Annotated in this window: 28 protein-coding genes; 11 read left to right on the top strand and 17 right to left on the bottom strand. The window is 65.3% G+C overall.

What is annotated here, in order from left to right; translation table 11 throughout:
• Nucleotides 1-6: 6 nt before the first annotated feature.
• On the bottom strand, nucleotides 7-576 hold the full coding sequence (locus E3U26_RS15000) for a chromate transporter (protein WP_240540645.1): 570 nt from the start codon (nucleotides 574-576) through the stop codon (nucleotides 7-9).
• A gap of 352 nt (nucleotides 577-928) precedes the next feature.
• On the opposite strand from E3U26_RS15000, the gene E3U26_RS14995 reads away from it, so the two are divergent.
• From E3U26_RS14995 to E3U26_RS14970, 6 genes are read left to right on the top strand one after another with little or no spacing between them, the layout of a single operon-like run.
• The gene (locus E3U26_RS14995; RefSeq protein ID WP_036753091.1) at nucleotides 929-2,335 is read left to right on the top strand and encodes an MmgE/PrpD family protein; all 1,407 of its coding nucleotides are present in this window, start codon (nucleotides 929-931) and stop codon (nucleotides 2,333-2,335) included.
• Between the two features lie 7 nt (nucleotides 2,336-2,342).
• The gene (locus E3U26_RS14990; protein WP_114535649.1) at nucleotides 2,343-3,551 is read left to right on the top strand and encodes a 2-methylaconitate cis-trans isomerase PrpF family protein; all 1,209 of its coding nucleotides are present in this window, start codon (nucleotides 2,343-2,345) and stop codon (nucleotides 3,549-3,551) included.
• 56 nt (nucleotides 3,552-3,607) lie between these two features.
• Entirely contained in the window at nucleotides 3,608-5,308 is a 1,701-nt protein-coding gene (locus E3U26_RS14985; protein ID WP_499106338.1) for an L-aspartate oxidase, read from the top strand.
• The gene (locus E3U26_RS14980; protein WP_072463396.1) at nucleotides 5,305-5,760 is read left to right on the top strand and encodes a tripartite tricarboxylate transporter TctB family protein; all 456 of its coding nucleotides are present in this window, start codon (nucleotides 5,305-5,307) and stop codon (nucleotides 5,758-5,760) included. Before E3U26_RS14985 ends, E3U26_RS14980 begins: the two co-directional genes overlap by 4 nt.
• Entirely contained in the window at nucleotides 5,760-7,304 is a 1,545-nt protein-coding gene (locus E3U26_RS14975; RefSeq protein ID WP_499106337.1) for a tripartite tricarboxylate transporter permease, read from the top strand. Before E3U26_RS14980 ends, E3U26_RS14975 begins: the two co-directional genes overlap by 1 nt.
• A gap of 9 nt (nucleotides 7,305-7,313) precedes the next feature.
• Nucleotides 7,314-8,285 (top strand): tripartite tricarboxylate transporter substrate binding protein, encoded by a 972-nt coding sequence (locus E3U26_RS14970; RefSeq protein WP_499106336.1) that lies wholly within the window; start codon nucleotides 7,314-7,316, stop codon nucleotides 8,283-8,285.
• 185 nt (nucleotides 8,286-8,470) lie between these two features.
• Here the strand turns inward: E3U26_RS14970 and E3U26_RS14965 are convergent, their stop codons facing one another.
• Nucleotides 8,471-9,343: a TrmB family transcriptional regulator gene (locus E3U26_RS14965; RefSeq protein ID WP_036753071.1), complete on the bottom strand. Its 873-nt coding sequence runs from the start codon at nucleotides 9,341-9,343 to the stop codon at nucleotides 8,471-8,473.
• A gap of 67 nt (nucleotides 9,344-9,410) precedes the next feature.
• On the opposite strand from E3U26_RS14965, the gene E3U26_RS14960 reads away from it, so the two are divergent.
• Complete coding sequence (locus E3U26_RS14960) at nucleotides 9,411-9,782, top strand: hypothetical protein (RefSeq protein WP_449043249.1); 372 nt, start codon at nucleotides 9,411-9,413, stop codon at nucleotides 9,780-9,782.
• A 218-nt stretch (nucleotides 9,783-10,000) separates the two neighbouring features.
• Here E3U26_RS14960 and E3U26_RS14955 read toward each other — a convergent pair whose 3' ends face one another.
• From E3U26_RS14955 to E3U26_RS14935, 5 genes are all read right to left on the bottom strand, one after another.
• Entirely contained in the window at nucleotides 10,001-10,315 is a 315-nt protein-coding gene (locus tag E3U26_RS14955; RefSeq protein WP_499106335.1) for a type II toxin-antitoxin system RelE/ParE family toxin, read from the bottom strand.
• Between the two features lie 8 nt (nucleotides 10,316-10,323).
• Complete coding sequence (locus E3U26_RS14950) at nucleotides 10,324-10,566, bottom strand: ribbon-helix-helix domain-containing protein (protein ID WP_499106334.1); 243 nt, start codon at nucleotides 10,564-10,566, stop codon at nucleotides 10,324-10,326.
• Between the two features lie 120 nt (nucleotides 10,567-10,686).
• On the bottom strand, nucleotides 10,687-11,724 hold the full coding sequence (locus tag E3U26_RS14945) for an aldo/keto reductase (protein WP_499106333.1): 1,038 nt from the start codon (nucleotides 11,722-11,724) through the stop codon (nucleotides 10,687-10,689).
• 27 nt (nucleotides 11,725-11,751) lie between these two features.
• Nucleotides 11,752-12,905 (bottom strand): IS3-like element ISPfe1 family transposase gene (locus tag E3U26_RS14940; protein WP_114537220.1). Its coding sequence is split into 2 segments (ribosomal slippage): nucleotides 11,752-12,659 and nucleotides 12,659-12,905, totalling 1,155 coding nucleotides; the frame shifts between segments, so codons are not numbered across the junction.
• Between the two features lie 188 nt (nucleotides 12,906-13,093).
• Nucleotides 13,094-13,372 (bottom strand): SH3 domain-containing protein, encoded by a 279-nt coding sequence (locus tag E3U26_RS14935; protein ID WP_072464330.1) that lies wholly within the window; start codon nucleotides 13,370-13,372, stop codon nucleotides 13,094-13,096.
• On the opposite strand from E3U26_RS14935, the gene E3U26_RS14930 reads away from it, so the two are divergent.
• Nucleotides 13,365-13,796 carry a hypothetical protein gene (locus tag E3U26_RS14930; protein WP_499106332.1) on the top strand — a complete coding sequence of 144 codons (432 nt, stop codon included), beginning with the start codon at nucleotides 13,365-13,367 and terminating at the stop codon, nucleotides 13,794-13,796. The two genes, E3U26_RS14935 and E3U26_RS14930, sit on opposite strands and share 8 nt — an antisense overlap.
• Before the next feature lie 159 nt (nucleotides 13,797-13,955).
• Here E3U26_RS14930 and E3U26_RS14925 read toward each other — a convergent pair whose 3' ends face one another.
• The 4 genes from E3U26_RS14925 to E3U26_RS14910 form a co-directional block, all read right to left on the bottom strand.
• Nucleotides 13,956-14,216, bottom strand: coding sequence for a hypothetical protein (locus tag E3U26_RS14925; protein ID WP_499106331.1), 261 nt, complete (start codon nucleotides 14,214-14,216; stop codon nucleotides 13,956-13,958).
• Between the two features lie 152 nt (nucleotides 14,217-14,368).
• The gene (locus tag E3U26_RS14920; RefSeq protein ID WP_499106329.1) at nucleotides 14,369-16,138 is read right to left on the bottom strand and encodes a helix-turn-helix transcriptional regulator; all 1,770 of its coding nucleotides are present in this window, start codon (nucleotides 16,136-16,138) and stop codon (nucleotides 14,369-14,371) included.
• Nucleotides 16,139-16,483: 345 nt separating this feature from the next.
• Nucleotides 16,484-19,162 (bottom strand): hybrid sensor histidine kinase/response regulator, encoded by a 2,679-nt coding sequence (locus E3U26_RS14915; RefSeq protein WP_499106328.1) that lies wholly within the window; start codon nucleotides 19,160-19,162, stop codon nucleotides 16,484-16,486.
• A 37-nt stretch (nucleotides 19,163-19,199) separates the two neighbouring features.
• Nucleotides 19,200-19,916 (bottom strand): response regulator transcription factor, encoded by a 717-nt coding sequence (locus tag E3U26_RS14910; RefSeq protein ID WP_011746429.1) that lies wholly within the window; start codon nucleotides 19,914-19,916, stop codon nucleotides 19,200-19,202.
• 126 nt (nucleotides 19,917-20,042) lie between these two features.
• Here E3U26_RS14910 and E3U26_RS14905 point away from each other — a divergent pair, with 126 nt between their 5' ends.
• Nucleotides 20,043-20,402: a hypothetical protein gene (locus tag E3U26_RS14905; RefSeq protein WP_499106327.1), complete on the top strand. Its 360-nt coding sequence runs from the start codon at nucleotides 20,043-20,045 to the stop codon at nucleotides 20,400-20,402.
• Nucleotides 20,403-20,508: 106 nt separating this feature from the next.
• A complete protein-coding gene (locus E3U26_RS14900; RefSeq protein WP_036753045.1) occupies nucleotides 20,509-20,796 on the top strand; it encodes a GNAT family N-acetyltransferase in 288 nt (95 codons plus the stop codon).
• Between the two features lie 152 nt (nucleotides 20,797-20,948).
• Here the strand turns inward: E3U26_RS14900 and E3U26_RS14895 are convergent, their stop codons facing one another.
• Together E3U26_RS14895 and E3U26_RS14890 are read right to left on the bottom strand one after the other, a co-directional pair.
• Complete coding sequence (locus E3U26_RS14895; RefSeq protein WP_499106326.1) at nucleotides 20,949-21,179, bottom strand: recombinase family protein; 231 nt, start codon at nucleotides 21,177-21,179, stop codon at nucleotides 20,949-20,951.
• Between the two features lie 72 nt (nucleotides 21,180-21,251).
• Nucleotides 21,252-21,872, bottom strand: coding sequence for a TetR/AcrR family transcriptional regulator (locus tag E3U26_RS14890; protein WP_499106325.1), 621 nt, complete (start codon nucleotides 21,870-21,872; stop codon nucleotides 21,252-21,254).
• A 122-nt stretch (nucleotides 21,873-21,994) separates the two neighbouring features.
• On the opposite strand from E3U26_RS14890, the gene E3U26_RS14885 reads away from it, so the two are divergent.
• Nucleotides 21,995-22,435, top strand: coding sequence for a cupin domain-containing protein (locus E3U26_RS14885; RefSeq protein ID WP_499106324.1), 441 nt, complete (start codon nucleotides 21,995-21,997; stop codon nucleotides 22,433-22,435).
• A 263-nt stretch (nucleotides 22,436-22,698) separates the two neighbouring features.
• On the opposite strand, the gene E3U26_RS14880 is transcribed toward E3U26_RS14885, so the two are convergent.
• From E3U26_RS14880 to dctP, 4 genes are all read right to left on the bottom strand, one after another.
• Nucleotides 22,699-22,911, bottom strand: coding sequence for an integrase core domain-containing protein (locus E3U26_RS14880; RefSeq protein ID WP_499106323.1), 213 nt, complete (start codon nucleotides 22,909-22,911; stop codon nucleotides 22,699-22,701).
• Nucleotides 22,912-23,041: 130 nt separating this feature from the next.
• A complete protein-coding gene (locus E3U26_RS14875) occupies nucleotides 23,042-24,331 on the bottom strand; it encodes a TRAP transporter large permease (protein ID WP_499106322.1) in 1,290 nt (429 codons plus the stop codon).
• Between the two features lies 1 nt (nucleotide 24,332).
• Nucleotides 24,333-24,839, bottom strand: coding sequence for a TRAP transporter small permease (locus E3U26_RS14870; RefSeq protein ID WP_499106321.1), 507 nt, complete (start codon nucleotides 24,837-24,839; stop codon nucleotides 24,333-24,335).
• 31 nt (nucleotides 24,840-24,870) lie between these two features.
• Nucleotides 24,871-25,860, bottom strand: coding sequence for a TRAP transporter substrate-binding protein DctP (gene dctP, locus E3U26_RS14865; RefSeq protein ID WP_499106320.1), 990 nt, complete (start codon nucleotides 25,858-25,860; stop codon nucleotides 24,871-24,873).
• Between the last annotated feature and the right edge of the window lie 14 nt (nucleotides 25,861-25,874).

Genomic DNA, 25,874 nt, shown 5'->3' with positions numbered 1-25,874 from the left:
CGGCCGTCACCTTGCGACCAGGCGGGCGGCAAGCAGGCTGGCCGGCAGGATCGTCAGGAGGATCCAGACCAGCGGCAGCCGCAGGAGCCCGGCCGCGACCACGACCACCAGGACGATGGCCAGGGCCCGCGGGCTGCGCCGCATCGGCCAGACCATGCGCAGCCCCATGGCCACGATCAGCCCGGCCGCCGCCGAGGCCAGCGCGCCGATCATGCCCTGCACCGCCTCGAGATGCTGGTGCCGGCGATAGAGTTCGGCCATGAGGCAGACAAGCACGGCCGGCGGCGCCACGAGCCCCAGCACCGCCGCAAGCGAGCCTCGCCGCCCGGCCAGCCGTCCGCCCACCATCACCGACACGCCCAGCACGTTGCCGCCCGGCAGGAAGCTCGCCAAGGCGAAGAGATTGTCGAACTCCTCGGCGCTGCACCAGCTCTTGCGGTCCACCACCAGCCATCGCACCCAGGGCATCACGCCCCCGAAGCCCACGAAGCCGATGGAGGCGAAGCCGAGGAACAGCTTGAGCGGCGTCACCCCCTCCGCCGAAGTCGCGGCCTCGCCCGGCATCTGATGTTGCATCTTGCGATATTCCCCAAGCCCGTGCCCCCGCGACCGCGCCATGGTCCGCCGGGACCAGCCCCCGGCAAGGGCCCGAGGATGGAACGGTCGCACATGGGGCCTCCTGATTCCCTTTAATGGTTGTAGTTACTACCACCTAAAAGCGCAAGATTGTCCGGCAACCCGGATACGGGCTGGAACTGGCCGCTTGGAAACCAAGTTTTTTCAAATCCTTGACCCATGATCGGCAAAACGGCTGCTCGTCGTTGACAGGGCGGTGCAAATGATAGTAGTTATAAATACCATCAATAGCCGCAGCGCTAGAAACTACCACATCCCTCACCTGCCAGACACTCAATCGAAGGAAGAGCCGATGAACGAACACATCCGCGATACAGCCGATCTCCAGGGCCTGACGCGCCGCTTTGCGAAGCTGGCCGCGAACCTGCGCTATCAAGACCTGCCGGCCCCGGTGCAGCAGAAGGCCAAGCTCATCATCCGCGATGGCGTCGGCAACCAGATTGCCGCCTCGGCCATCAGCGAGGCGGCGATCGCCATCACGCAGCTCGTGCAGGAATGGGGCGGCAAGCCCGAAAGCACGATCGTCGGCTATGGCGACAAGGTGCCGGCGCCGCTGGCCGCCTTTTGCAACGGCGCGATGGGGCACGGCGTGGAACTCGACGACGCGCATGGCTCGGGCCTGATCAAGGCCGGATCGGTGCTTATCCCCGCGGCCTTTGCCGCGGCCGAGGTCAGCCACGCGAAGGGCGAGGATCTGGTCGCCGCGGTCGTCGCGGGCTACGAGATCGCGATCCGGGTCGCCAAGGCGATCAACCCCGGCCACCGCCATCGCGGCTATCACACCACCTCGACCGTTTCGCTGATGGGCGCGGCCGTCATCACCGCCCGCCTCCTGGGCTGCGACGAGGAAGGCATCGCCAATGCCATCGGCCTGGCCGCGATGCAGTCGAGCGGCATCCAGTCCTATCTGGACGATCCCTGCATGGCCAAGCCCTTTGGTCCCGGCAAGGGCGCCTTCAACGGCGTGCTGGCCGGGGTCATGGCGCGCCGGGGCTTCACGGGGCCGAAAAAGGCGCTGGAATCGAAGGAGGGCTTCCTCAACGCCTTCACCGACAGCGTCCGCGCCTCGGACCTGCTCGACGGGTTCGGCACCGAGTTCGCGATCATGGAGGTGGGCTTCAAGCCCCATGCCGCCTGCCGCTATGCGCATGGCCCGATCGACCTCGCGCAGCTTTTCCATGACGAGGGGATCACGCTGGACGAGATCGACACGATCACGGTGAAGATGAGCGGCCTTGCCATCCGGCAGGCGTCGAAGTTCCCCTGCCCCAGCCTGAACGCGGCGATGGGCAGCACCCAGTTCGGCGTGGCGCTGGCGCTGGCACGGGGCGGAAACGGGCTGCGCGACTATTGGGACGGCTATGCCGACCAATCGATCCACGACCTCGCGGCCAGGGTGGTGCTGGAGGCCGAGCCGGACTTCGGCGTGGGCGGCCGGCAGGCGGTGGTGACGCTGGGGCTGAAGGACGGGCGCAGCCTTGTCCACCGCAGCGACGAGCCGCGCGGCGAGCCCACCAACCCGCTGACCGCGGAGGAGCTGGAGCGCAAGTTCCTGACCACCGCCGGGCTGGTGCTGGACGAGGACAGGATCGCGGACATCAGCCGCCGCCTGATGGCGCTGGAGACCGAAAGCGATGCGGGCGTCATACCCGCGCTTACGGTCGCACCCGACCGCAAGCCCGCGCTGCGGGCAGCCTGAGGCGGCCATGCCCCAGGTTTCCGCACAAGAAGCGGCGGGCGCGATAAGCGATCCGCAACAGGTCTCGGTCCGCGCCCTTTTCATGCGGGGCGGATCGAGCCGGGGGGCCTTCTTCCTGCAAGAGGATCTTCCTGCGGACCGGCAGGAGCGCGACGCGCTCCTGCTGGCCTGCTACGGCTCGCCCGACCGTCGGCAGATCGACGGAATCGGCGGCGCCGACCCGCTGACCAGCAAGGCGGCGGTCGTCGGCCGCTCGGCCCGCCCTGACGCGGACCTCGACTATACCTTCCTGCAGGTGGGCATCGACCGGCCGATGGTCAGCGCGGGCGGCAATTGCGGCAATATGCTGGCCGCGGTCGGCCCCTTCGCGGTATTGCGCGGCATGATCGCCCCGCGGGAGCCCGAGATGTCGGTGCGGATCCACACCACGAACACGGGCCAGGTCGTCACCGCGCGCTTTCGCGTCGAAAAGGGCCGCCCCTGCATCGAGGGAGAGGCGCGCATACCGGGCGTGCCCGGCACCGGCTCGGCCATCGCGCTTGATTTCGGCGATTGCGCGGGCGCGGTCAGCGGCAGGCTGCTGCCCACCGGATCGGTCCGCGACATGGTCCGGCTGGGCGAACGCGAGGTGCCGGTGTCCTTCGTGGATGCGGCGACGCCCTTCGTCTTCGTCCCGGCCAGGGCGCTGGGGGCGACGGGTGCCGAAAGCCCCGCCGAGATCAGCGCCAATCCCGCCCTGATGGCCGAGCTGGAGGCGATCAGGGGCTGGGCGGCGACCGTCCTTGGCCTCGTGGACCGGCCCGAAGAGGCGACGCTTCGCTCGCCCAACATTCCGCGCGTCATCATGGTCGGCCCGCCGCAGGATTATGCCGCGCAGGATGGTCCGGTGAGCGCCGAGAGCATGGATGTCTGCGTCCGGCAACTGGCCATGCAGAAGCCGCACAACACGCTTGCCGTGACCGGGGCGGTCTGCTCGGCGGTGGCCAGCCGCCTGCCGGGAAGCATCGTCCAGGAACTGTGCCGCGCCGGGGACGACCGGACCCGGCTTGGCCATCCGGCGGGCGTGCTGACCGTCTCGGCCCAGGTGGCGCGGACCGCGGACGGCTGGCGCATCGAAAGCGCCGCGGTCGAGCGAACGGCGCGGCTGCTGATGGCGGGCGACCTGTTCGCCCCGCGCGCAAGGATCGAGGAACTGCGCGCAGGACTGGAGGTTTAGGCGCGACAACCAAGCGCCGGCGGGGAGGCCGGCCAAAGATCGGGGAGGAAAACGTGGTGATAACCGAAGCGGCGCGTGCAAGCGCCGACGTCGTGGTGGTGGGCTCGGGCCTTGCAGGGCTGCTTGCCGCCATTACCGCACGCGAAGCCGGGGCGGCCGTGACCCTGGTCGCCCAGGGTGAGATCGGCAAGTCCGCCAACAGCTGGCTTGCGAGCGGCGGCCTTGCGGCGGTGACGGGCGTGGACCCTGAGGATACGCCCGAACTGCATTTGCAGGACATCCGCCGGACCGCCCGCGGCCTTGCCTTTGACGATATTGCCCGGACCTTCGTGGCCGAGGCCGGGCCCGCGATCCGCAAGCTCGAGTCGCTCGGCGTGGCCTTCCACCGGAAGGACGGCGACCTTGCCCTTTACCCCGCCCCCGGACATTCCCGCGCGCGCTCGGTCCGCTGCGAGGGCGGGGGGGCGGTCGGGCTGATGACGACGCTTATCGAACGCGCGACCGAGGCGGGGATAGGGCTTGTCGGCCATACCACCGCCATCGAAGTGCTGAAGGACGCCGAGGGGGCGGCGGCGGGGCTGCTCTGCCATGGTCCCGACGGCTGGCTTGCGATCGAGGCGGGGGCGGTGCTGCTGGCCTGCGGCGGCATGGGACGGATATTTCCAGTCACCAGCAACCACGACCTGGCGGACGGCAGCGGCTATTACCTCGCGCTGAAGGCCGGGGCGGTGCTGACCGACCTGGAATTCGTGCAGTTCACCCCCACCTCGCTTGCCTGGCCGCCGCAGGTGCGGGGCACCAGCACGGGCGGCGGGCTGATGGCCCAGCCCGGCGTCAAGCTGCTGAATGCCAGGGGCGAGCGGTTCATGCACCGCTACGACCCCGAGCGGATGGAGGCGGCGACCCGCGACGTGCTTTCGCGGGCGATTTTCCGCGAGGTGAGCGAGGGGCGCGGCACGGAACACGGCGCCGTCTGGGTGGATATTTCCGAAACCGACCGCGAGGCGGTGGCGCAGGTTTCCGGCCGCTTCCTGCGGGCGATCGCGAAGGTCGGCATCGACCCCTATCGCGAGCGCGTCGAGGTGGCGCCCGATGTGCATTTTGCCATGGGCGGCGTCGTGGCCGACATCGACGGGCGCACCGCCGTGCCGGGGCTTTTCGCGGCGGGCGAGATCACCGCCGGCCTTCACGGCGCGACGCGGCTGAACAGCAACGGGCTGACGGAGGCCGCGGTCTTTGGCATCCGCGCCGGCCGCAGCGCGGCGGACCATGCCCGGACGGCCGGCCCGCGGCCCTTGCGCTTCGACTTTCCGCCGCGGATGGTGCGTTGCCTGATCGCCGAGGATCCGCGGCGCCCGAACGGCCGGCCCCGGTCCGACACGATCGGCATCCGGCTGCCCGGCGGGGCCGCAGCCGCAAGGGACCACGCAGCGCTGAAGGCCGAGATCCGGGCGATCCTCGTCGAAGGGGCGGGGATCGAGCGGACGGGCGCCGCAGTCGAGCGGGCGCTGGCCCGCCACGCCGCCCTCGCCCCCCTGGTCGAGGCGGCGCTGGCCGGGGCGGGCCCTGTCGAGGGCTTCTCGCTCGACGCCATGTATGTGCTTTCGCGCCTGATCCTCCAGGCAAGCGGCACGCGGACGGAATCCCGCGGCGCCCATTATCGCATCGATTGCCCCGACCAGGACAGCGGCTGGGATCGGCATATCGCCTTCCTGGCCGAGCCCCTGGCGACGCAGGACGAAGGGAGAAGACCATGAGACATGTTCTTGGCATCGACAGGGTGGTTGCCCTGATCTGCATCGCCGTGGCCGGGCTCTATCTCTCGGCTTCCCTCGGCATTGCGCAGGGCAGTTTCGGCGACCCGCTGGGACCGCGGGCCTTTCCGCAGATCCTCGGTGCGCTGCTGATCCTGTTCTCGATCATCACGCTGGTGCAGCCCTCGGCCCGGCAGGCGCCGGCCACGCCGCTTGCGACCCTTGTCGCCATCGCGATCTGCGCGGCGCTGGTCCTGGGCTTCATCCTGCTCTTGCCGGTCGTCGGCTATGCGGCGACAAGCTTCCTGCTGTTCCTGGGCTTCCTGCTGACGCTGCGCGAGCCGCTGCGCCTTGCGCTGCTATACGCGGCGGGCCTGACCCTGCTGTTCTATGTCGTCTTCACGGTGCTTCTGCAGACCTATTTCCCGCCGACCATGCTGGGGAGGATCTTCTGATGGACACCATCGCCTTTCTTGCCACGGGCATCGCCACCGCTTTTTCCGGCTGGAACTTCGTCTATGTCCTGATCGGGGCGTTCGTGGGCACCTGGATCGGGATGCTGCCCGGCCTCGGCCCCTCGACCGGCATCGCGCTGCTGCTGCCGCTGACCTACGGGCTCGACCCGACGGGCGGCATGATCATGCTTTGCGGCATCTATTTCGGCTCGATGTACGGGGGCTCGATCTCGTCGATCCTGCTCAACACGCCGGGCGACGTCTCGTCGGTCATCACCATGCTCGACGGCAACCCGATGGCGCGGCGCGGGCGCGGGGGTGCCGCGCTTTTCTGCGCCGCCGTCGCCTCGTTCATCGGGGGAAGCGTCGGGCTTGTCGGGCTTACCTTCCTGGCCGAGCCCATCGCGCGCTTCGCCCTGCGCTTCGGGCCTGCGGAATATTTCGCGCTGATGACCTTTGCGCTGATCGCGACCGCCACGCTGATGCAGGGCGCGGCCGTCAAGGGGCTCATGGCCATCGTGATCGGCCTGATGATCGCCACCGTCGGCATCGACCTGCAAAGCGGCGCGGCGCGCTTTACCATGAACTCGCCGAACCTTTTCGACGGGATCAGCCTCATCGCGGTGATCATCGGCCTTTTCGGCATCTCCGAGGTCTTTACCAACATCCAGGAGATCATGGCCCGGCGCTGGGGCAAGGTCGAGACGGTCGGACGGCTGTGGATGGAGCCCTCCGAATGGAAGCGCTGCCGCTTTTCCTTCCTGCGCGGCTCGGTCATCGGCTTCATGGTGGGGGTCGTGCCGGGCGCGGGCGGGGCGGTGGCGACGCTTCTTTCCTATGCCGCCGAGCGCCGGTCGAGCCGCCACCCCGAAGAATTCGGCAAGGGCGCGATCGAGGGCGTGGCCGGCCCCGAGGCCGCGAACAATGCCAGCGTCGGCGGCGCGCTGATCCCGCTTTTCACCCTGGGCCTGCCCGGATCGTCGGCGACGGCGATCCTGCTGGGGGCGCTGATGATCTTCGGCATCCAGCCGGGCCCGCATCTCTTCACCGAAAATCCCGACCTGGTCTGGGGCATCATCGGCAGCCTCTATGTCGCGAACGTGGTGCTCGTGATCCTCAACATTCCCTTCATCGGCGTCTTCGTGCGGATGCTGATGATGCCCGGCGCGCCGCTCAACGCGATCATCCTGCTGCTGGCCGTCACCGGGGCCTATTCGCTGAACAACAACGTCTTCGACATCCAGGTGGCGCTGGTCTTCGGCGTCATCGGCTTCCTGCTGCGCAGCGCGCAGGTGCCGCTGGCCCCGCTGGTGCTGGCGGTCGCCCTGGGCGGCGGCCTGGAACAATCGCTGCGCCAGGCGCTTTCCCTGTCGGACGGCGATCCGGCCGGGCTGGTGCCCAGCGGCATCGCGGCGGTGTTCCTTGGCCTCAGCGCGCTTCTTGTGCTGCTGGCGGCGATCCTGCCCGCCACCCGGCTGATGAGCCCGCGGAACCGTGCGCTTCGGCGCGCGGCGAAAAAGGAAAAAAGACCGCAAACCCAATAGGAGGACACCATGGCTGCATTCAGCCGCATCGTTGCAATGGCCCTGGCCGTGGCCACAAGTGCCGCCGCCGCACAGGCTGCCGAGCCGACTCGCGTGATCGAGATCATCGTGGGCGCCTCGCCCGGCGGCGGCTTCGACCGCACCGCCCGAGCGATCGAGCGCGTGCTGGAGGACGGCATCGTCGGCCAGCCGATCAACGTCATCAACCAGCCCGGCGCCGGCGGGGCGGTCGGCCTCGCCTCGATGAACCGGCATCCGGGCGACATGCACTATATCTCGATCACCTCGCCCAACATCCTGACCGACGAGCTGCGGGGCACCTCGCCCATGACCTTCGAGGCCCTGACCCCCATCGCGACGCTGGTTTCGGAATATCTCTGCTTTGCCGTCCATGCCGACAGCGACCTGGAAACCGCCGCGGATCTGGTCGCGGCGCTGAAGGAAAAGCCCGAGGCGATCCGCTTCGGCTTCGCCACCACGCCGGGCAACCACAACCACGTGGCCTTCGCGCAGCTTGCCGGGGCGGTGGGCTTCGACGTGATGAAACCCAAGACCGTGATCTTCAAGGGCGCGTCCGAGGCGGTGACGGCGCTTCTTGGCCGGCATATCGACTTTTCCATCGCCCCCGCCGCGAGCTTTGCGGAATATGTCCGGTCGGGCGACGTGAAATGCCTGGCGGTGAGTGCGCCCGAGCGGCTGGGCGGGGCGCTGTCGGATGTGCCGACATGGACCGAACTCGGCTATGACGTGGTCTATGGCCCGTTCCGCGGCGTGATCGGCCCGCAAGGCATGGAGCCCGAGCAGATCGCCTTCTGGGAGGATGCCTTGCAGAAGATGGCCGCGACCGACGCCTGGAAAAAGGAAGTCGCGGAGAATTACTGGACCGAAAACGTCAAGGGCCACGACGAGACGATGACCTTCCTTGCGACCGAGCGCGACCGGCTCAGGGCCTCGCTTACCGATCTGGGCCTGCTGCAATAGCACCAGGGGCGGGACCGCTGGCCGCGGCCCCCGCCATCCGCCGGCATGCCGGACAGCGGATCGGCCTGCAGGAAATCCGCCAGGGCCGCCGCGCAACGGACAGGACGACCGCCGGTCATCCGCCATGCGCGGCGCTTGCGGGTAACGGCAGGGACCCGGCGTCGCTATCCAATGCGGCGCGGGCCTCAGGGGTTCGCGTCGTCCCCAACGCCGATCAGCTTGCGAAGCGTCTCGACCTGCGGAGGGGGAAGGTATTTCTGCCGCAGCTCGAACAGGGCCGGGCCGAAGCGGTTCTGGATCTCGTCGCCGAAGATGGCGAAGATCTCGCAAAAATAGATCTCGTGCCGGATCAGGCTGTCGAAGATGTTCACCAGGGGCTTGTTGCGCGTATAGGAACCGTGCGGCTGGCTGCCGAACTCGGCCACCAGCGCCTCCTCGAAATCGCGGGTGATGCTGATCAGATAGGGGGCCATCGCCACCGGAATTCCGTTGCCCTCGTGCAGCATGACCGTGATGCGGCCCCCGCAGGAGAACTGCTCGACCTTGGTGCCGAACAGCACGATCAGCACGTCCACCCCGCGCCGCGCGGCCGCCTCGAGTTGGTCGAGATGCCCTTCGAGATTGTCCTCCGACCCCTTGATCCAGAGATGCGTGGTCGAGGCGTCGATCATCTGCGAGATGCGCGAGTTGATGGCATGCGCCCCGGTCATCGACCAGACATATTCCTGCTGCGGCACATTGCCGAGCTTGCTGATCCCTTCCTTGATCCGGGCCGCGCGCCGCTCGGTCGTCTCGACGATGGCCGACAGCAGCACGTCCGGCGGCGTCGCGGTATAGCGGACCGGGCTTTCGGAAACCGGCTGCACCGCCTCCTTCCGAACCAGGCTTTCCAGCACCGAATAGGCATTCGCCTTGGGAAGCCCCGCTTCCTTGGCCACCTCATAGGCGGTCGCGGGCTGGATCTTCAGCAACCCCAGATAGGCACGGGATTCGTAGTCGCTGAAATGCAGGCCCTGCAGGTCAGCAATAAGGGTCTGAAGCGGGTTTGCGATATCCACGGGATCGTCCCTCCAATGCGGGCAATGGCGACTGGTAGTCATTGCAACTAACGCGCCCGGAGCAGGGATGCAATCGTCCGCGACCGATCCACCTCCCTTGAACGGGTCCATCCTGGAAGATGGTTCCGGCCATGAAGCACGGGGCGCAATGGCACGGAAGCGGCACAAGCCGAAGTTGCGGCGGGTTGAAGTGCTGCGCGGCCAGGGAAGGACGATGGCGCCAGATCGGCGTTTCCGCGCTGACCTATTGCAGCTCGGCGGCATGAGCCGGGACCGGCTGCGCCAGTGGATGGACCTCCAGAAGAAGGACCGGCTGCGCAAGGCGGTTGCCGATCCGACGCTGGAAGCCGATCCTGACGGCGACGCACGGGAAGGCTTTTCAACCCCTCGCCCTGTAGGGCCTGCATCGACCAGGTTCGGACAGTCCTGCCGCGTGTAACGGAGCACAAGCCGTGCCGCGCGCTGGCACAGCACCGCATCCCCCGCGGCCGGAACGACGAAGACATCGTTGCGCGGACTCGCAACTATCGAGACCAACACTCCCTGGAAGTACCTGTATAAAAACAGAATATCCAGTTCCTGTCGGGCTTTCAAGTGTGGCTGGCACTTCCCGGTCCAGAAGCGTCCCGCAGCACGAAAAAGCTCCCGAAGCCGATTTCATTCAATGTCTTCATAATAGACCAGCGCGGGAAGCTGCCGCCTCTGATGCAGTATCCGCAGCACGACAACCGCGTCTCCTGCGGCCTTGATCGGCGCGTAGAAGATGATGTGCTTTCCGTAATTGAGCGAACGCATCCCCGGCAGGAACAGATCTCGCGGTCGGCCCGAGAGCGGCGCCTGCTCAATCCGCTCGAACGCAGAAGCAAGACCCCGATAATAGCGCAGCCATTGCTCCCTACCCCACTGTTCGACCGTATATTGGCGGATCTCCTCCAGATCCTGCCGGGCAAGGTCGGATAGCCTGATCGCCATTCGGAGGGTCAGCCTCGGAAGGCGTCCGGCTCGAAGGCACGGGCGTCGAAATCCGCGAAGCCCCCCGCCTCGGCTGCGGCGGCAGCTTCCTCAAGTTCCGCCTTCAGCGCATAGAACTGTCTTGCGCCGTCCTTCTCCATCAACAGGCGGATCCCCGCGCGCACGACCTCGCTGAGGTTGGCATAGGCACCGGACCTGATCTGGCCCTCGACATAGTCCCGCATCGGTTCCGTCAGATGGACATTGGGCATGGTGACAACTCCTTCATGCTCGATCATATCAGATTCGAGCATAGTCTCAACCGTTCGAACGCCGCCCGGCACCGGCGTCGTCGCCCCGCCCACAGGTGCTGGCGGGACGCTACCGGGATCTCAGCCCTCTTGCGAGGCGAAGGTCGCGCGATATTGCGACTGTCGCTCCAGCATCCAGCCCGGATATTCGGCGGGCAGCCTCGTTACCCTGTCGAGCGCTGCCAGGTCCTCGGCAGTCAGCGCCACCTCGGTCGAGCGGATATTGTCCTGCAACTGGTCGATCCGCTTCACCCCGACGATCACGCTGGTCACCACCGGCTGATGCAGAAGCCAGGCCAGCGCCACCTGCGCCACCGTGCAGCCCTTGGTCGATGCGATCCCGCGCATCACGGCGATGGCGGCATCGCCGCGCGCCAGATCGACCGGCGGGAAGTCGAAGCTCGCCCGGCGGCCGTTGTTCGCGGTGCTGCCGTCGCTGTATTTGCCCGACAGGAAGCCGCCCGCCAGCGGGCTCCAGACCATCAGGCCGATGCCCTCGGCCTGCAGCATCGGCACGATCTCGCGTTCCAGATCGCGACCGACCAGCGTGTAATAGGCCTGCAGCGACAGGATCGGCGCGAGCTTGCGCGCCTCGGTGATGCCGACCGCCTTGACGATCTGCCAGGCCGCCCAGTTCGACAACCCGATGTAGCGCAGATGGCCCTGCCGCACGAGCGTATCGAGCGCCTCGAGCGTCTCGGCGATCGGGGTCAGCGGATCGAAGCCGTGGATCTGGTAGAGGTCGATGTGATCCATCTGCAGCCGCTCCAGGCTGGCCTTGGCCTGCGCCATGATATGGCCGCGCGAGGCGCCGCGGGCGTTCGGGCCTTCGCCCATCACCCCCATCACCTTGGTCGCGATCACCACCTCGTCGCGCGGAATGCCGAGGTTGCGGATGGCCTGGCCGAGGATCCGCTCGCTCTCGCCGCCGGCATAGACATTGGCGGTGTCGATGAAATTGATGCCGGCATCGAAGGCCGCCCTGACCAAGCTGTCGGCCTCGTCCTGGCGCAGCTGGCCGATCTGGCCCCACATGCCGTCCGAGCCGCCGAAGGTCATGGTGCCGAGGCAGAGTTCCGAGACCAGCAGGCCGCTCGGGCCGAGAGTGCGGTAGCGCATGTGACCTGCCCCCCGGTCGTCCCTCGTTCATAACGAGAGTCCTTGGGGTTGATATTGGTTGGTTTCGGGTGTGGCAAGCGCGCCGGGCGCGGAGCCCTCAGATTGCTCAAGCGCTCGGCGCGCGTCGGACGGGGTCTTGTTGCCCAGCGAGGAATGGGGCCTGACGTTGTTGTAGTCGTAGCGCCAGAGGGCCAGTTTGCGGCGGGCATCAGCCAGGCTGTCGAAGATTTCCTCGTTCAGGCATTCGTCGCGCAGGCTGCCGTTGAAGCTTTCGATGTAGCCATTCTGCTGCGGCTTGCCCGGGTCGATGTAGTGCCATTCGACGCCGTTCGCGTTGGCCCATTTCAGGATGGCCTTGCTGGTGAACTCGGTTCCGTTGTCGCTGACGATGCAAGCGGGCTTGCCGTAAATCCTGACCAGCGCATCCAGTTCCCGTGCCACCCGAGCCCCAGAGATGCTCGTGTCAGCGATCAACGCCAGGTTCTCGCGGCAGCAATCGTCGTTCACAGCCAGAATGCGGAACTTGCGGCAGGCCCCGAACGTGTCGGACAGGAAGTCTAACGACCACCGCTGGTTTGGCCTCAACGGCGCTGGTATTGGCGTCCGGCTACCTCGTGCCCTCTTGCGGCCACGCCTGCGGCGCACCGACAGGCCCTCTTCCCGGTAGATGCGATAGAGCTTCTTCTCGTTCATGATCATGCCCTTGCGCTCCAGCAGGATGCCCACGCGCCGGTAGCCGAACCGCCGGCGCTTCTCGGCAATCTTGTGCATCTCCTCACGGATTTCCGGGTTGTCGGGTGGCCTGTCACGCCGCACCGTCTTCGGATCGACACCGATCAGGACACAGGCCCGACGCTGAGAGATCGGATGATCCTTCATCGCCCGCAGCACCGCGTCCCGCCGTTGCACCGGTGTCGTCAGGGCTTTCCCAAGAGATCCTTCAGAACCACGTTGTCCAGCATGGCATCGGCCAGAAGGCGCTTCAGCTTCGCGTTCTCGTCCTCGAGCTGCTTCAGCCGCTTGGCGTCCGACAGGTCCATCCCGCCATACTTCGCCTTGAGCTTGTAGAACGTCGCGGGGCTCAACCCGTGCTTCCGGCAAAGCTCGGAAGTCGGCAAACCCGCCTCCTGCTCCTTGATCATCCCGATAATCTGCGCCTCGGTGAACCGGCTTTTCCTCATGTCGTCTGCTCCTTCTCAGGTTGGGCAGACTCTACATCACAGCGAGGGAACTTCCGGGGGGCAGGTCAACATGTTCCGCTGACCACGTAGATCGAGACGCTACTGCAGCGGTGATCCAATAGGCAGCTTTCGGAAACACCGCCGCGCAGCATAGATCGGGTGACGGGCAACTACGGGCTAAGTTGCTGTCAGCGATGTGCCAGATAGTCCGCTGAAACGTAACCCGAGATAGCAGGCCGGTCGGTCAGCGAGACTCTGCACCAGACCTTACCGTTATTCGTGACGCAGCTCTGACGGGTGAGGCGCGTTCCGTCGGGCAGGCCGATGATGATGTTGTGATTGAGGCCAGGGCCTTCGCGAAGCTTCAGGAGATCGTCCGGCCCGACGCCCTTGACCACTGCACCAGAACCGACCGCGCATCCGGTGGCGATCATGAGAGCGAGAAGAGCAGCAATATGAGTGCGCATTGTCTGGCCTGAATCGTTTTGCCATCACTACGTCACCATCGCGCTAAATGACAGCAGGCAGGTGCCTGGCGCGGATATCCTTGCGGTCGCGGTTGCGAATGACGAGTTGGGAAGCGTGTCTGCGATCCGTCGCACGCTTGGCTATTATACCGGCGCGGACCGCACGGTGGTATTGCTGCATCCCGCCGATTACGGGCGGCGGGCCATCGGCCATTTCCACCTGTTCCACGACAGCCACGCGGAGGGCTTTTGGCGCGAGGCGCTGATCTGCTGCGGGACGGGCAAACCCCCTGGCCGCAACGCGTCACGCTGCGGGCGGATCCTGCGCCAGGTGGCGAAAGAGCCTGGAGCAGGTTATCCAGCGCCCCTTCCAGTTCATCGTCCTGACCGAGAAAATTCACCCGGGCCTCTCGAATTCCTCTGAGGTGCCGGGTAATGTGCCCCACCTCCTCCCCGCTGAGCGGGTCGAAACACGTCTTGGAAGGATGCATTGCAAGCCGCATCCCCTGTCTATGAATAAAATGATATGATTGCAGAACTTTAAATAGAGAAAGTGATCCGACAGCCTGGTGCGGCCAGCTCTTCAGGCTACCTTGTTCTGCAAGGAGGTTTCGATATAATGAAGCGCGCCCAGGGCCATGTCCGGGCTCACGCGGCTAGCGACAGCATCCTCTTGTCCGGAAGCGACCCGGGCCAAGTGCCTGCGCAGTATTTCCACGGAAAGCCCACCCTCTTCCCTTAACGCGGTGATGGCAATCTGCCCGATGGTGAAGGCTGCCATGTCCGGGGTGGCCACGTATTCCGGTGCTTGGCGGCGTCGCCGCATGATCGTTGCGTCGCTCATCAATCCCTCGCGTTGCAAAACCACCAGTCCAAAGATCGGTCTGGCGCTCAATATCCAAGCTGAACAATTTATTGCGCACCAGCCGTGCGCCCTGCGTGGCCGCTCTAGAGGATGGCGATCCGCGGTGTCATACGCCGATTGGTGTATGCAGCTCAGTTTCGGTGTGCCAAGGCGATGATACGATCAAGGATGAGGTCATTGCGCTGGTAAAAAACCAACTCGGCCGCATCGGTGACCGGCTCGACGGTGATCAGGGGATTGATCCTTTCCAGCTGCCTGCACGAAGCAAGATCGATGCCGGGATCTTCGGTGGGCGCCAGATATCGCATGGGTATGCGCAACTCGCGCAGCGCGGTGTCCATGCTGTGGCGCGAAAGCTGCAATTCCCGCACAAAGGTCGCGTGGCCCTGCTTCAGCAGATGTTCACAGGCGTTCCGGATCAATGCCGTCCAATCGGGGTTACGCACCGTTTGCTGGTTCAGCGGCGTATGGCGGAAGGCGCGTTCCAGATACCAGTCCAGGCCGTGCTGGCGCATCATCCGGTGTCCCGATTTGGCCATCAGTTCGGCAACCCATGGCGCACTGTCTGCGAGTTGCAGCATGATGCGTTGAATCTGCGGCAGGCGCTGGACTCCCGAAGGATCGATCCCGCACGAGAAGCCGATCGCCAGTATTCCGTGGAAGCGCGTGGGATTTGCCACCGCTTCGACGACCAGAGGCAAGGTGCCGCTGGCCAATCCGACGCCAAGGCAAGGGCGGCCGACGACCTGGTCGAGAAAGACCCGCAATGCGACAAGATTGTCGCTCATCACATCAAGCGAGGAGTCCATGGTGCTGTTCCCGTGACCGGGTCGCGACGGAACATAGAGACAGATGCCAGCGTCGCGCAGCCGGGCTTCTCCGTCGCCAGGCAGCAGATAGGTCATCGGCAATCCCCGCAGCATGACCACGGGGATGCCCCGCTTCGCGCCCATCCAGGTCCAAGCGATCTTGCGGCCATCGGGCATCTCGATCAGCTTTTCGCGGCCCAGGGGGTCGTGCCAGACAGGGGCTTCGCCCCGAAGCCCGACATGTTCACGGCTGGCGATCATGGCCAGCAGGCGCATCAGGTCGATATTCGAGGGGGCGCCCATCTTGGCCATGATCGTCTTGATCTGGGTGCGCACCGTCAGCAGCGACACGCCTCGCTCTGTCGCGATCGATTCGAGGTTGCGCAGGCGAAAGAACAGATGCGCGACCTCGGATTCGGCCTGCGTCAGGCCGAAGGCCTGTTGCAAGCGCTCGGCGATCCGCGGACCCCAGGCGATTTCCAGGGAACGGATGGCGATATGGGCGCCGCTCTGGCCCGGCACGCGGATCAGGTAGCCCTCGGCCAGGAAGGATTCGCCATAGCCCTCGGTGGCCGGCAGGATCGTCAGGATCGCTTGCGCCGCGTTGCCCTGACCGGTGGCGGCACGCAACAGGGCACGATAGTCCTCCAGAGAATTCGGCGCGATGACTGCAGCGTCCATGAACGCGCCCTGGCGCTTGCCGAACGCGCGTTCGCCCGCAATGTTGATGACCGCGACATTGCCGTTTGGAGACAGCACAGTCGCCGGTCCAGGCACTTCGGAAACCGCCAGTTTCAGCGGGTCGTTCTCGGTGGGGACGTCCAGCTTTTCCAAGGTGTTGCGGAAGGTCAGCAACTGGCTGAACAGCCCCTTGGAGACTTTGGGATGCTCAGCATCTCCGCCGGACGATGCGAGCTTGGCTTCCCAACTCGCCACCATCTCATCGAAAGCATGTTCATCGATGATCGAGCGATAGGTGCTGGCGATGATGTTCAGATCGATATCGTCGTCCGAACTCTGGCCTTCGCTCAACTGAGGCGACAGAAAGAAATGCTGATCGGCCAATGGTGTCTTTGGTTTGGATTCGAGCACGATGGAACCTTTTCACTAAAGCCACCGCGGCGTTGCATCTTATCTGGTGGCCTTCAATCGTCAGGACCCGGCATCACGGGGACCTGCACAAGGCTGAACGCAGCGCCAGCGTAATCGCTGATCCGTGTATTAGCCACACGAATATCTGGTCGAATACTCCCCCCGCTGGCCCGTTTTGCATCTTCCTGCTCATCTCAGGGCGATCCGGCGGACGCTTCCGCCTTTCTTCCCCAAGCCACGCACGTTCCGACGACAGCAAAGTTCTGAGTCGAACATGATCACTCCCGCGGACGGACTCGCTGCCTCCCCTTTCTCATCCCCCCGCGTCGCCCGCAGCCGGAGGTTTCACTCCTGTCGGGATGAACCGGCAGCGAATTTATCCCTGACCTCCCTCAAGGCGGCAACGGCTCGTCCCGCACTTGACGCCAGGATGTCTCGGTCTTGCCGCAAGGACGCTGTCGGGCTGTCGCCCCTGTCGCTCGCGAGCCGCCTGCAATGGGTTGCCAGATCCAGCAGCCCCAGCGCGCCGGCCGCACCGGCAAGCGTATGGGCGGCATCGGCGCGCTCCCTTGCATCGGCGCCGGACCAGATACGAGACAGCCGACCGTCCAAGTTACCGAGGAAACCCGCAATCGCCTTCCCAACCGCATCCGGTCCGGCATAGGTGACCTGGGCGGCCAGAAAGCTCTCATCGAGCACGGGTGTCGCATCCGTCCTGATAGAATCGTCCGGCTCGGTGTCACCTGCCGAATGACGCAGGTGGCCCTGCACTTTCGCGCGCAGTGCCGTAGGGGTGAAGGGCTTGGCGAGAAAGCCGTCGATCCCGGCCGCCTGCATCTGCGCCTTATCGGGGGCAATATTGGCCGACACCGCTACGATGGGAACGTCGGCCGCCCATCCGCCCAAGGCCCTGATCCGCACTGCCGTTTCATAGCCGCTGAGATCGGGCATCCTCAGGTCCAGCAGCAGGATGTCGAAGGATTGCCTCATCGCGCAGTCGATCGCCGAGCGGCCCGACTCCATCGTTATCACCTGGGCACCGGAGGCCGACAACACCCATTGCGCGACGAGCCGATTTTCCTCGCCGTCATCGGCGACGAGAACCCTGATCCCCGCCAGCGAAAGCTCTTTCTCCGGCGCCGGTCGCGGATCGGGCGCCGCCCTGCCCTGCAGGACCGCAAGCAGCCTCGGCGGAGCCAGGGGATAAGCCTCCACGCGAAGCCCGCTTTTCTCGGCCAGGGTGCGATAGGACGCATTTCCAAGCGGGGCCAACACCAAGACCCTGTCGCTCAGGGCCTTGGCTGCGGCGAACCAGTCCGAAAGGCTGGCGGTGCCATTCGCATCCAACCCCTCCGAAGCGATGGGCAGGATGATTAGCGCTGCGTCCATTTCCGAAGACGATGCGACCAACTCTGGCTCGGCGGTATCGAGGACGCAGGCACCCACCCCCTGCCTCTTCAGGATCGCTTCGAATGCCGCGCGAGTCCTGCTGGCCGGGCCGAGCAGGGCCACGCGGCCTTGCAAGGGTTGGCGCAAGGGGTCCTCGGCAAGCTCGCCGCATGTTACCAGCGGCAAGGTCACGCGGAAGGCACTGCCCCGGTCGACCTCGCTTTCGACCCTGATCGTGCCGCCCATGGCCCGGGCCAGCCCGGCCGAAATGTTCAGGCCAAGTCCTGCGCCGTGGATCTCGTGGTTGGCATCAGCGCCGATGCGGGAAAATCGTTCGAATATCCGCTCCAGATCGTTGGGACGGATGCCGATCCCGGTATCGGTCACCTCGACCAGCAACTGGGGTTCCGCGGTTTCGCCCGTGACATCGGCCCTGACCTCGATCCAGCCTTTCCGAGTATATTTGATGGCATTGCCGACAAGGTTGAACAGGATCTGGCGCAGCCGCAGCGGGTCCACCATCGCGGATGCGGGCAGCCGCTGTCCGAAGGTCAGGACGATATCCAGCCCCTTCCGATGCGCCAGCGGCGCGACGCCGCGCACGGCTTCTTCGCAAAGCCGGCCGATATCCGTCGCGGCGGGGTAGATCTCCAGGTGGCCGGACTCGATGCGGGAAAAGTCCAGCACATCGTCCACGATGGCGGCCAGCGCGCGTGCGGAACTGGCGATGCCGGACAGATGGGCCGCGGCGGGCGCAGGGTTGCCGTCCTCGATCAGCAACTCGGCCATGTTGAGCAGTGCATTCAGCGGCGTGCGGATTTCATGGCTCATGACCGACAGGAATTGGCTCTTGGCCTCGTTCGCCGCCTGGGCGCGTTCGGCCGCCTCGGCAAGTTCGCGGTTCTTCCGCACGATCTCCGCGGTCCGCTCGGCGATCCGCTGTTCGAGTTGCCGGTTCAGCGCTTCGAGTTCCTCTTGCGCCTTCTTCACTTCGGTGATGTCGTGCGAAGCAAAGAAGGCCAGCTTCCGGCCCGCATGTTCGACAAGCTCGGCGCTGACCAGGATGTCTCGCAGCTTACCGGTCCGCGTCCGCATCCGGGCCTGGAAGTTCTCGATCTTTCCATCCTCGCGCAGCCTGCGAACGATTTCCGTCCGGCTCGTATCGCCCTGCTCCCACACCTGCATCTCGCTTGCGGTGCGGCCGATCACCTCCTCGCGCCGATATTCCATGTTCCTGAGCCAGGCGTCGTTGACATCCAGATGCTCTCCGGTGTCCAGGACCGAAAGGGCGGACAGGCCGGGATTGAGCTGGAAGGCCCGCGCATAGATCGGGTCGAGGTTTCCGGTCCCGTGCATCAGATGCAGCACCGCACCGCCCCCGGCCATGGGATCGAGCCGGTAACGGAATTGCCCGACCCCACCTGTCCGCAAAAGATGTCCCTCTGACTGCCGGACGACAGCGAACCATCCGGACGCCGCCCCCTCGACGGGGCGAAGCCATGCACCGATAGGCGTGCCGACAACCACCCGTTCCTCGGAACCAAGCAGGTGCGCAAAGGGCGCGCTGCAATAGCTGATCAGCCCATCCGGCCGCAGAACGGCGAAGGTGGTCATGCTTTCAGCTTCATCGGCCATCGCGGCTCTCCGGGAGTCCGGCGGGACGCCGGCCATGCTAGAGGATCTCCGCGATGAAGCGATAGCCGAAGCCATGCACCGTCTCGATCAGGGGGGTGGCATGGCCCAGGACCGCATGCAGCTTGACCCGCAATCGATAGATGGCCTTGTCGACCGCCCGGTCCGTTGCCTCCTCGTCGCTGCCCAACGCGGTCAGCAGGCGTTCCCGATGCACCGGCTTCGCAGCGTTTCGGATCAGCACGTCCAGCAGGCGAAACTCGTTTTCCGTCAATTGCAGCGTGTCGCCGTCGTGAAGCCTGACGGTTCGCGCCGCCAGATCGACGCTCCAGCCCTGGAAGTGGTGGACCAACTCCATCTTCTCCTCGCGCTTCGCGACCGCGAGCCGCCCCGCAAGGTTGCGCACGCGCGCGACCAGCTCGCGCGGATGCACGGGCTTTTCCAGATATTCGTCCGCTCCCTGTTCCAGGCCGGTCAGCCGATCGTCGGGGTCGCGGTTCGAGGTTGCGACGATGATCCCGGCCGACGTGCCCCGGCGAATCTCGGATATCGCCTCCAGCGCATTGCCATCGGGCAAACACAGATCAAGCAGAACGATGTCATAACGCGAGCGGGCAATCCTGTCCCGGAAGCAGGCGAGAGTGGGCGCTTCGTCCACGACGCAACCCGCACCGACCAGCACGGCGCCATGAAGCTGCAGCACCGTCTCTTCATCCTCAACCAGAAGCACCCGGATACCCTTCTGCTCACCCGTCATGCGTTGCCCCTTCAGCCCGCGCGCCGCTGCAGTCGTTTCCCTGACGGACGCCACGTCACGAAACAGACTGCCAGATATCTCAGCCTCGGGACAAGCCAGAGAAACATCCGGGACAAGGGAGCGTTAGTGGCTCCCGGCGACAGGCACGTCAATCGGCGTGATAGTGAAGATTATTCAGGTTCTCAAATCGGTCATTGCATGAATAGAGCGAAACGTAAGCGTCCTGCCAGTAGCGCCAATCAAAGGGATTGCTCTTCCTTTTCGAGCTCGGATGATGATCAACCATCGGCCTATCTCGTCGTATTCCTCTTTCTGGTATCGGGATGGGCGATCATGATCATCGCTTTGACCGCGACTGCCTGTTGGATTCTCGACATGAGCCTTATGTCGATTATCTACGGATATCTGGGCGGCGGTGTGTTCGGAGCCATGGTCGCGATCATCGGTTCATTGCTTGTGCATGAAACACGGCATGATGCAGGCTGAAATTCATTTCATAAACGAAGCGGGGATATAGCGCACCATCCACCACATGGTCTGAAGCTGCCAGTTTTTCAATTAATAAGGCGATACTTGAAAAAGGTCGATCTCCATGCAAATCGAATACGAAGAGTTTATTGGAAAAGCTCGCTATATCGCCCGCCCCTCCGGGCCTCATGTGGAGCTGGTCGTAACCGATCCGACTCCGCAGCTCCGCGTGGCCTATTATACTGCCATGTCCAAAGGCGCGAGAAGCCGGACCATGGCCCAGGCGCTGGTCAAGCGGATGGTGGAGGATGCCCGCGAAAGCGGTCGGCAGATCGTGCCGCTCTGCCCATTCGTCCGCGGCGAAGCCGAAAAGAACTCGGACTGGGCGGACGTCATCCGGGACCCGGCCTGATCACCATCTCGACCACCACGCTTCCTGAAAACAGTTGTGACAGCCTTTCTCAGCGGTCTGTTTCAACCAGCTCGAATCCCACCAAACAGCTGTAGAAAAGAGATTATGCCAGGAATCTATTCAAGAAAGGGACATTCCACGAAAATGGCGAACTATGCGGCATCTTTCTGCAGGGATGTCTCAATGTAGCAAAGTATTTCGACCGATCCGGCACAGACCTCAGCAACAAGGCGCTGGAACCCTGGCTTGGGCATCTGACCGGAACCGGATCTACCCAAGTCCTCTTCAATCACCTGGGCGGCTGCGAAGGCTGCCTCGCGGGCGGTTTCCGCCATCTGATACTGCCGTTTATGGCTTTCCAGGTTGCCGAGAACCTGGCTCATCATCGACTGTCGAACATATCCCCGGCACTCCGCTTTGGGACACCCAAGGAGCGGCCAACATGAAAACTTCCCTCACGAGCGCCCCGCCGGGCATGTGAGGTAGGCCATGATCATCCGCCGGCACTGGGCCGCGAGCCTTGCGGTCGGCAGGCCGGCGGGATGCTGTTCCAGCGCCCGGTGCGCGGCGGTCTCCAGCACGGCCTCCAGCATCGCCGCCGCCTCGGCCGGATCGAGATCGGCGGCCAACTCGTCCGCATGGCGCCGCAACCGCGCCTCGATCAGCGCGGCGATGCGGGCGCTGAGCGCCTTGCGATGCTCGGCCCGGCCGACGCGCGGCGCGATCTCGATCAGGGCCTGGTGCAGCCGGGGATCGTGCGGATGGTCCTGGAAGGCGGTCGCGACGAGCGCATCGACCGCCCGGGCCAGCGTCTCGCCCGGCGCGGCAATCGCCTCGGCGAAGCGCGCGGCAAAGACCTCGCCGTAATGGTCGATCACCGCCGCCGCCAGCGCCTGCTTGCTCGGGTAATACTGGTAGAGCGAGCCGATGCTGGCGCCGGCCCGTTCCGCCACCATCGCGGTGGTCATCCGCTCGAACCCGGCATGCACCAGAACCTGAGCGGTCGCTTCGATGATCGCCCGAACCGTGGCGCGCGCCCGGCTCTGGCGCGGGATTTTGCGTGGATTCACCTCCATCTGCACCATCCTCCGGTCATGAACGGGGAATGCGAATATAAAAGCCGAGGGATTCGTCACATATTCCAGGCATCGATGCAAGCAAGGCCGCAGGACATCGCGGCCGGAAAGGAAGAAACGCCATGACCGATACGAATTCCGGGCTCGACCTGAGCCGCTTTCACCTGCATCTCGAGGACGGACCGCGGATCCGCCCGGTGTCGCTGGCCTCCGGCGACCGGCCGGCGGAGGGCAGGACGCTTGCCGTCTTCCCTGCCGAACGCCCCGAGGACGTTCACCCGGACTCCTGGGAGATGCATCCCGGCGGCGATGAGTTGCTGATCCTCTGCTCCGGCAGGCTGGAGCTGGATCTTGAGGCTGCCAGCGGCATGCGCACGGTGGAACTGACGCCGAGGACCGGCCAGGTGGTGCCGGCGGGCAGCTGGCATCGGCTGCGGCTCAGGGAACCGTCGGTCCTGCTGGCGATCACCCATCGCAGCGGCACGCAGCGCCGCAAGGATCGCGAGGCGGAGATCGGGGCGCAGCCTGCGCGGACCTGTAACGACAGGGAAAACCATGGCTGAAGGCCTTCCAGGCGCGGGGGGCCGATCGGGAGCCCCCCTGCCCGCCATCGAGCGATGGCGCAGGGCCGGCATACGGCCCGGCGGTGATGCTGGTCGCGCCCCCGGCTCTCGCCGTTGCCGTCCAAGGGCTCGTCGTGCTGGTATATGCAGCGCAGGGATCCGCCTCACCCTGACGCGACGCCGGGGCGTGGCTGCCGGTCTGCGGAACCCTGATCGACGCCCGGCCTTGTCCATCGGCCCCCGATGACGGCCCATTTTGATTGTTAGTGCAATGCTGGTCGTGTTTCCAGCGCGGACGGCGTTGCTGGCCCAGGTTGTCGAGCTGTCCGCGCTGGAAACGCGGGGATGAAGACTTCCCGAGCCGGAGGCTTGTAGCCGAGCGATCCATGCGGGCGCACGGTATTCTCGTGGCATCGCCACCTTTCCACGATGATCCTGGTCTCGGCGAGCCCCTGGCAAATCGTTGCGGCAAGCACGGCTGTCCGGTCTGAGGAAGCCGCGCTGCAGCGTCGCCGGTCTCTCGACCGGCGGCTCGGGGCCGGGCGCGTCGGTTCCGGCTCCGCACACCGTGGGGGAGGATCACCTCGCGCAGGCCAGCCCACCCGCCTAGAGCAATCCCAGCCAGCGTGGCAGTCCCAGCGAAAGCGCGGGGATGAAGGTCGTCAGCACCATCACCGGCAAGGCGACGAAGGCCATCATGCGCAGCGCCGGGCCGACCGCCTGATGGACCGAGGCCCTGCCGATCCGGCAGGCCATGAACAGGATCGGCGCCATCGGCGGGCTGTTCGCGCCGATCACCACCGAGGTCGCGACGATGGCGGCGAAATGCACCGGATGTACCTCGACCGACACCATCAGCGGCAGCAGCAGCGGCGCAATCACCACCGTGACCGAGACATCGTCGATCAGCGCCCCGGCGATGATCAGGAACATGTTCACCAGGATCATCACGCCGATCGGATTGCTGACCAGCGACGCCACCAGTTCCGTCAGATCCTGCGGGATGCGCTCGGCCACAAGGATGCGGCCGATCACGAAGGAAAACAGCAGGATCAGCACGATGGAGCCGGTGGTCTCGGCGGCCGCCACCGTGCTGTCGCGCAGCCGCGCCAGGCTCATGTCGCGATAGATGAAAAGGCCGATCAGGACCGCGGCGAGCACGGCGAAGGCCGCCGCCTCGGTTGGCGTGAAGAACCCGCCATAGATGCCGCCGATGATGATGACCGGCAGCGAAAAGGCGGGGATGGTGCGCAGGGTGATGCGCCATTTCTCCGCAGCCGGGATCCGGCGCTCGTCGTGGATTTCGTGAATGCGGCGGCCGATCTGGGCGCGATTGAAGATCATCAGCCCGATCATCAGCATGATCCCCGGCACGATCGAGGCCGCGAAGCAGGCCGCCACCGATTGCTGGGTCGCCACCGCGAAAAGGATCATGGTGATCGAGGGCGGGATGAGGATGCCGAGAAGCGAGGAAATCCCCAGCAGCGCCGCCGAATAGCCGCGCGGATAGCCGCGTTCGGCCATCGGGTCGATCATCAGCGTGCCGATGGCCGCCACCGCCGCCGTGGCCGTCCCGGCGATGGCGCCGAACACGCCCGCCGCCCCGACCATCGCATTGCCGAGCCCGCCCCGCCGCCGCCCGATCGCCATCTCGATGCAGGCGACCAGGCGGTTCGCGATGCCCCCCGACTGCATCAGGTAGCCTGCAAGGATGAACAGCGGCAAGGCCAGCAGGATCACCGAGTTCAGCGACCGGAAGCCCTGCAACATCAGCGTGTTGAGATTGGCGTCATAGATCCAGGCCAAGGCCGCGACGACGCCGGCGAAGGACCATGCGACGGGAAGGCCGATCCCCAAAAGAACCAGGAGCAGCCCCAGGACCAGTAGAGCCTCCATATCAGGCCTCCTTGCCGGATTGGGCGATCTGAAGACCCGCGCGGGCGATATCGCGCAGAGCGTAGATGACAGCGGACACTGCGGCGAGAGCCAGCGGCGCCTGCGCATACCACAGGGGCAGGTTCAGGACCGGGATGATCTGCGGCCGCTTCATCCCCCAGGCCAGCATCTTCCACACCCAGAGCGCAAAGATCGCCGCGATGACCAGCGTCAGAACCGCGACCACCAGGCCGTGGATCGCCCGGGCGCGGGGCGTGCGCAGCGATGTCGCGAGGAAATCCACGACCAGATGCTCGGACCGCCGCGAGGCCATGACGGCACCCGCCATGTAAAGCCACATGGCGGCAAGCAGGCTTGCCTCGTGCATGCCGAGCAGCGACTGGCTGAAGAAGACGCGAAAGACCACCAGGGCGACCAGCGACAGGGTGACGATGGCGCTGGTCGCCAGGATGACGGCTCGCAGGAGCCAGGCAAAGACCCGGTCGGCCATGGCAAGAAAGGCGATCACGCGAACCTCCATGCGGCGAGGGTGACGAGGATCACTCGGCGGCGGCGTTCCGCCGGACGAGGTCCAGAAGCTCGGCGCCGATCATCGGCTCCATCTGCGGCCAGACCGCCTCGCGCACGGTCTTGCCCAGCGTGGCCAGTTCTTCGGGGCTCAGCTCGACATAGGTATGGCCGCGCTTCTTCCATGCCTCGACATAGCCCTCGTCCGAGCGGCGGGCGGCCTCGAACTGCGCCAGCATGACCTTTTCCGCGCCGGCAGCGATTGCCTCCTGATGCTCGGGGGACAGGGCCTCCCAGTTTTCGAGGTTCGCGGTCAGGATGCCGGTCAGGAACTGCTGTCGGCTGTGGACGTAATCGGTCAGCACGTCGCCGAAATATTCGTAGTCGTAGAAGATCACGTTGGCGCTGTCGCCGTCGACGACCCCGGTCTGGATGGCCGAGTAGAGTTCGCCCCAGTCGATGGTCGCGGTCTGATAGCCCATGGCGGCGATGGTTTCGGTAAAGGGCGAGACCGGCGGGACGCGCACCTTGAAGGCCCTGGCGGCCTCGACCGTGGTGGCGTGGCCGCCCTTGGTGCCGACGCCGTTGAAACCCTCGGGCCAGGCACCGAGGTATTTCAGCCCGGTATCGGCATAGACCTCGGACAGCGCCGTGCTGAGCCAGCCGTCCTTGCCATAGGCGGCCAGGGCATCATCCCAGTCGGTGAACATGTAGGGCGTATAGATCAGGGAGATGCGCTGGTCGTATGAGGTCATCGGCCAGTTCAGCATCAGATCGACATCGCCGGCCATGAGCAGGTCGAAGACCTCCTGCTGGCCGCCCAACTCGTTCTGGTAGAAGATCTCGACCGTCAACGCGCCGTCGGTGGCGGTTTCGATCTCCTTGGCCCAGGCCTCGATGGCATTGCCCGCATCCGAGCCTTTCGCGCCGGAATCGGTTGCCATCTTCAGCGTTTCCGCCATCGCGGGCATGGCCGCCGTCGCGCCGGACGCCAGCGCCGCGAGCAGCACCGCGGCCGTCATTCCATTCATCTTTC

Origin of the sequence: Paracoccus ferrooxidans (genome assembly GCF_029909815.1) — a bacterium.
Classification (GTDB): domain Bacteria; phylum Pseudomonadota; class Alphaproteobacteria; order Rhodobacterales; family Rhodobacteraceae; genus Paracoccus; species Paracoccus versutus.
This window is presented reverse-complemented; position numbering and strand designations above follow the sequence as displayed.

Coding starts and splice junctions, on each gene's coding strand:
- E3U26_RS14995 (WP_036753091.1), top strand. CDS start 929: ATGAACGAACACATCCGCGATACAGCCGATCTCCAGGGCCTGACGCGC.
- E3U26_RS14910 (WP_011746429.1), bottom strand. CDS start 19,916: ATGACGGGTGAGCAGAAGGGTATCCGGGTGCTTCTGGTTGAGGATGAA.
- E3U26_RS14960 (WP_449043249.1), top strand. CDS start 9,411: ATGCAATCGTCCGCGACCGATCCACCTCCCTTGAACGGGTCCATCCTG.
- E3U26_RS14935 (WP_072464330.1), bottom strand. CDS start 13,372: ATGCGCACTCATATTGCTGCTCTTCTCGCTCTCATGATCGCCACCGGA.
- E3U26_RS14950 (WP_499106334.1), bottom strand. CDS start 10,566: ATGCCCAATGTCCATCTGACGGAACCGATGCGGGACTATGTCGAGGGC.
- dctP (WP_499106320.1), bottom strand. CDS start 25,860: ATGACGGCCGCGGTGCTGCTCGCGGCGCTGGCGTCCGGCGCGACGGCG.
- E3U26_RS14955 (WP_499106335.1), bottom strand. CDS start 10,315: ATGGCGATCAGGCTATCCGACCTTGCCCGGCAGGATCTGGAGGAGATC.
- E3U26_RS14975 (WP_499106337.1), top strand. CDS start 5,760: ATGGACACCATCGCCTTTCTTGCCACGGGCATCGCCACCGCTTTTTCC.
- E3U26_RS14980 (WP_072463396.1), top strand. CDS start 5,305: ATGAGACATGTTCTTGGCATCGACAGGGTGGTTGCCCTGATCTGCATC.
- E3U26_RS14970 (WP_499106336.1), top strand. CDS start 7,314: ATGGCTGCATTCAGCCGCATCGTTGCAATGGCCCTGGCCGTGGCCACA.
- E3U26_RS14890 (WP_499106325.1), bottom strand. CDS start 21,872: ATGGAGGTGAATCCACGCAAAATCCCGCGCCAGAGCCGGGCGCGCGCC.
- E3U26_RS14945 (WP_499106333.1), bottom strand. CDS start 11,724: ATGCGCTACCGCACTCTCGGCCCGAGCGGCCTGCTGGTCTCGGAACTC.
- E3U26_RS14900 (WP_036753045.1), top strand. CDS start 20,509: ATGCAAATCGAATACGAAGAGTTTATTGGAAAAGCTCGCTATATCGCC.
- E3U26_RS14875 (WP_499106322.1), bottom strand. CDS start 24,331: ATGGAGGCTCTACTGGTCCTGGGGCTGCTCCTGGTTCTTTTGGGGATC.
- E3U26_RS14895 (WP_499106326.1), bottom strand. CDS start 21,179: ATGAGCCAGGTTCTCGGCAACCTGGAAAGCCATAAACGGCAGTATCAG.
- E3U26_RS14990 (WP_114535649.1), top strand. CDS start 2,343: ATGCCCCAGGTTTCCGCACAAGAAGCGGCGGGCGCGATAAGCGATCCG.
- E3U26_RS15000 (WP_240540645.1), bottom strand. CDS start 576: ATGCAACATCAGATGCCGGGCGAGGCCGCGACTTCGGCGGAGGGGGTG.
- E3U26_RS14925 (WP_499106331.1), bottom strand. CDS start 14,216: ATGAGCGACGCAACGATCATGCGGCGACGCCGCCAAGCACCGGAATAC.
- E3U26_RS14885 (WP_499106324.1), top strand. CDS start 21,995: ATGACCGATACGAATTCCGGGCTCGACCTGAGCCGCTTTCACCTGCAT.
- E3U26_RS14915 (WP_499106328.1), bottom strand. CDS start 19,162: ATGGCCGATGAAGCTGAAAGCATGACCACCTTCGCCGTTCTGCGGCCG.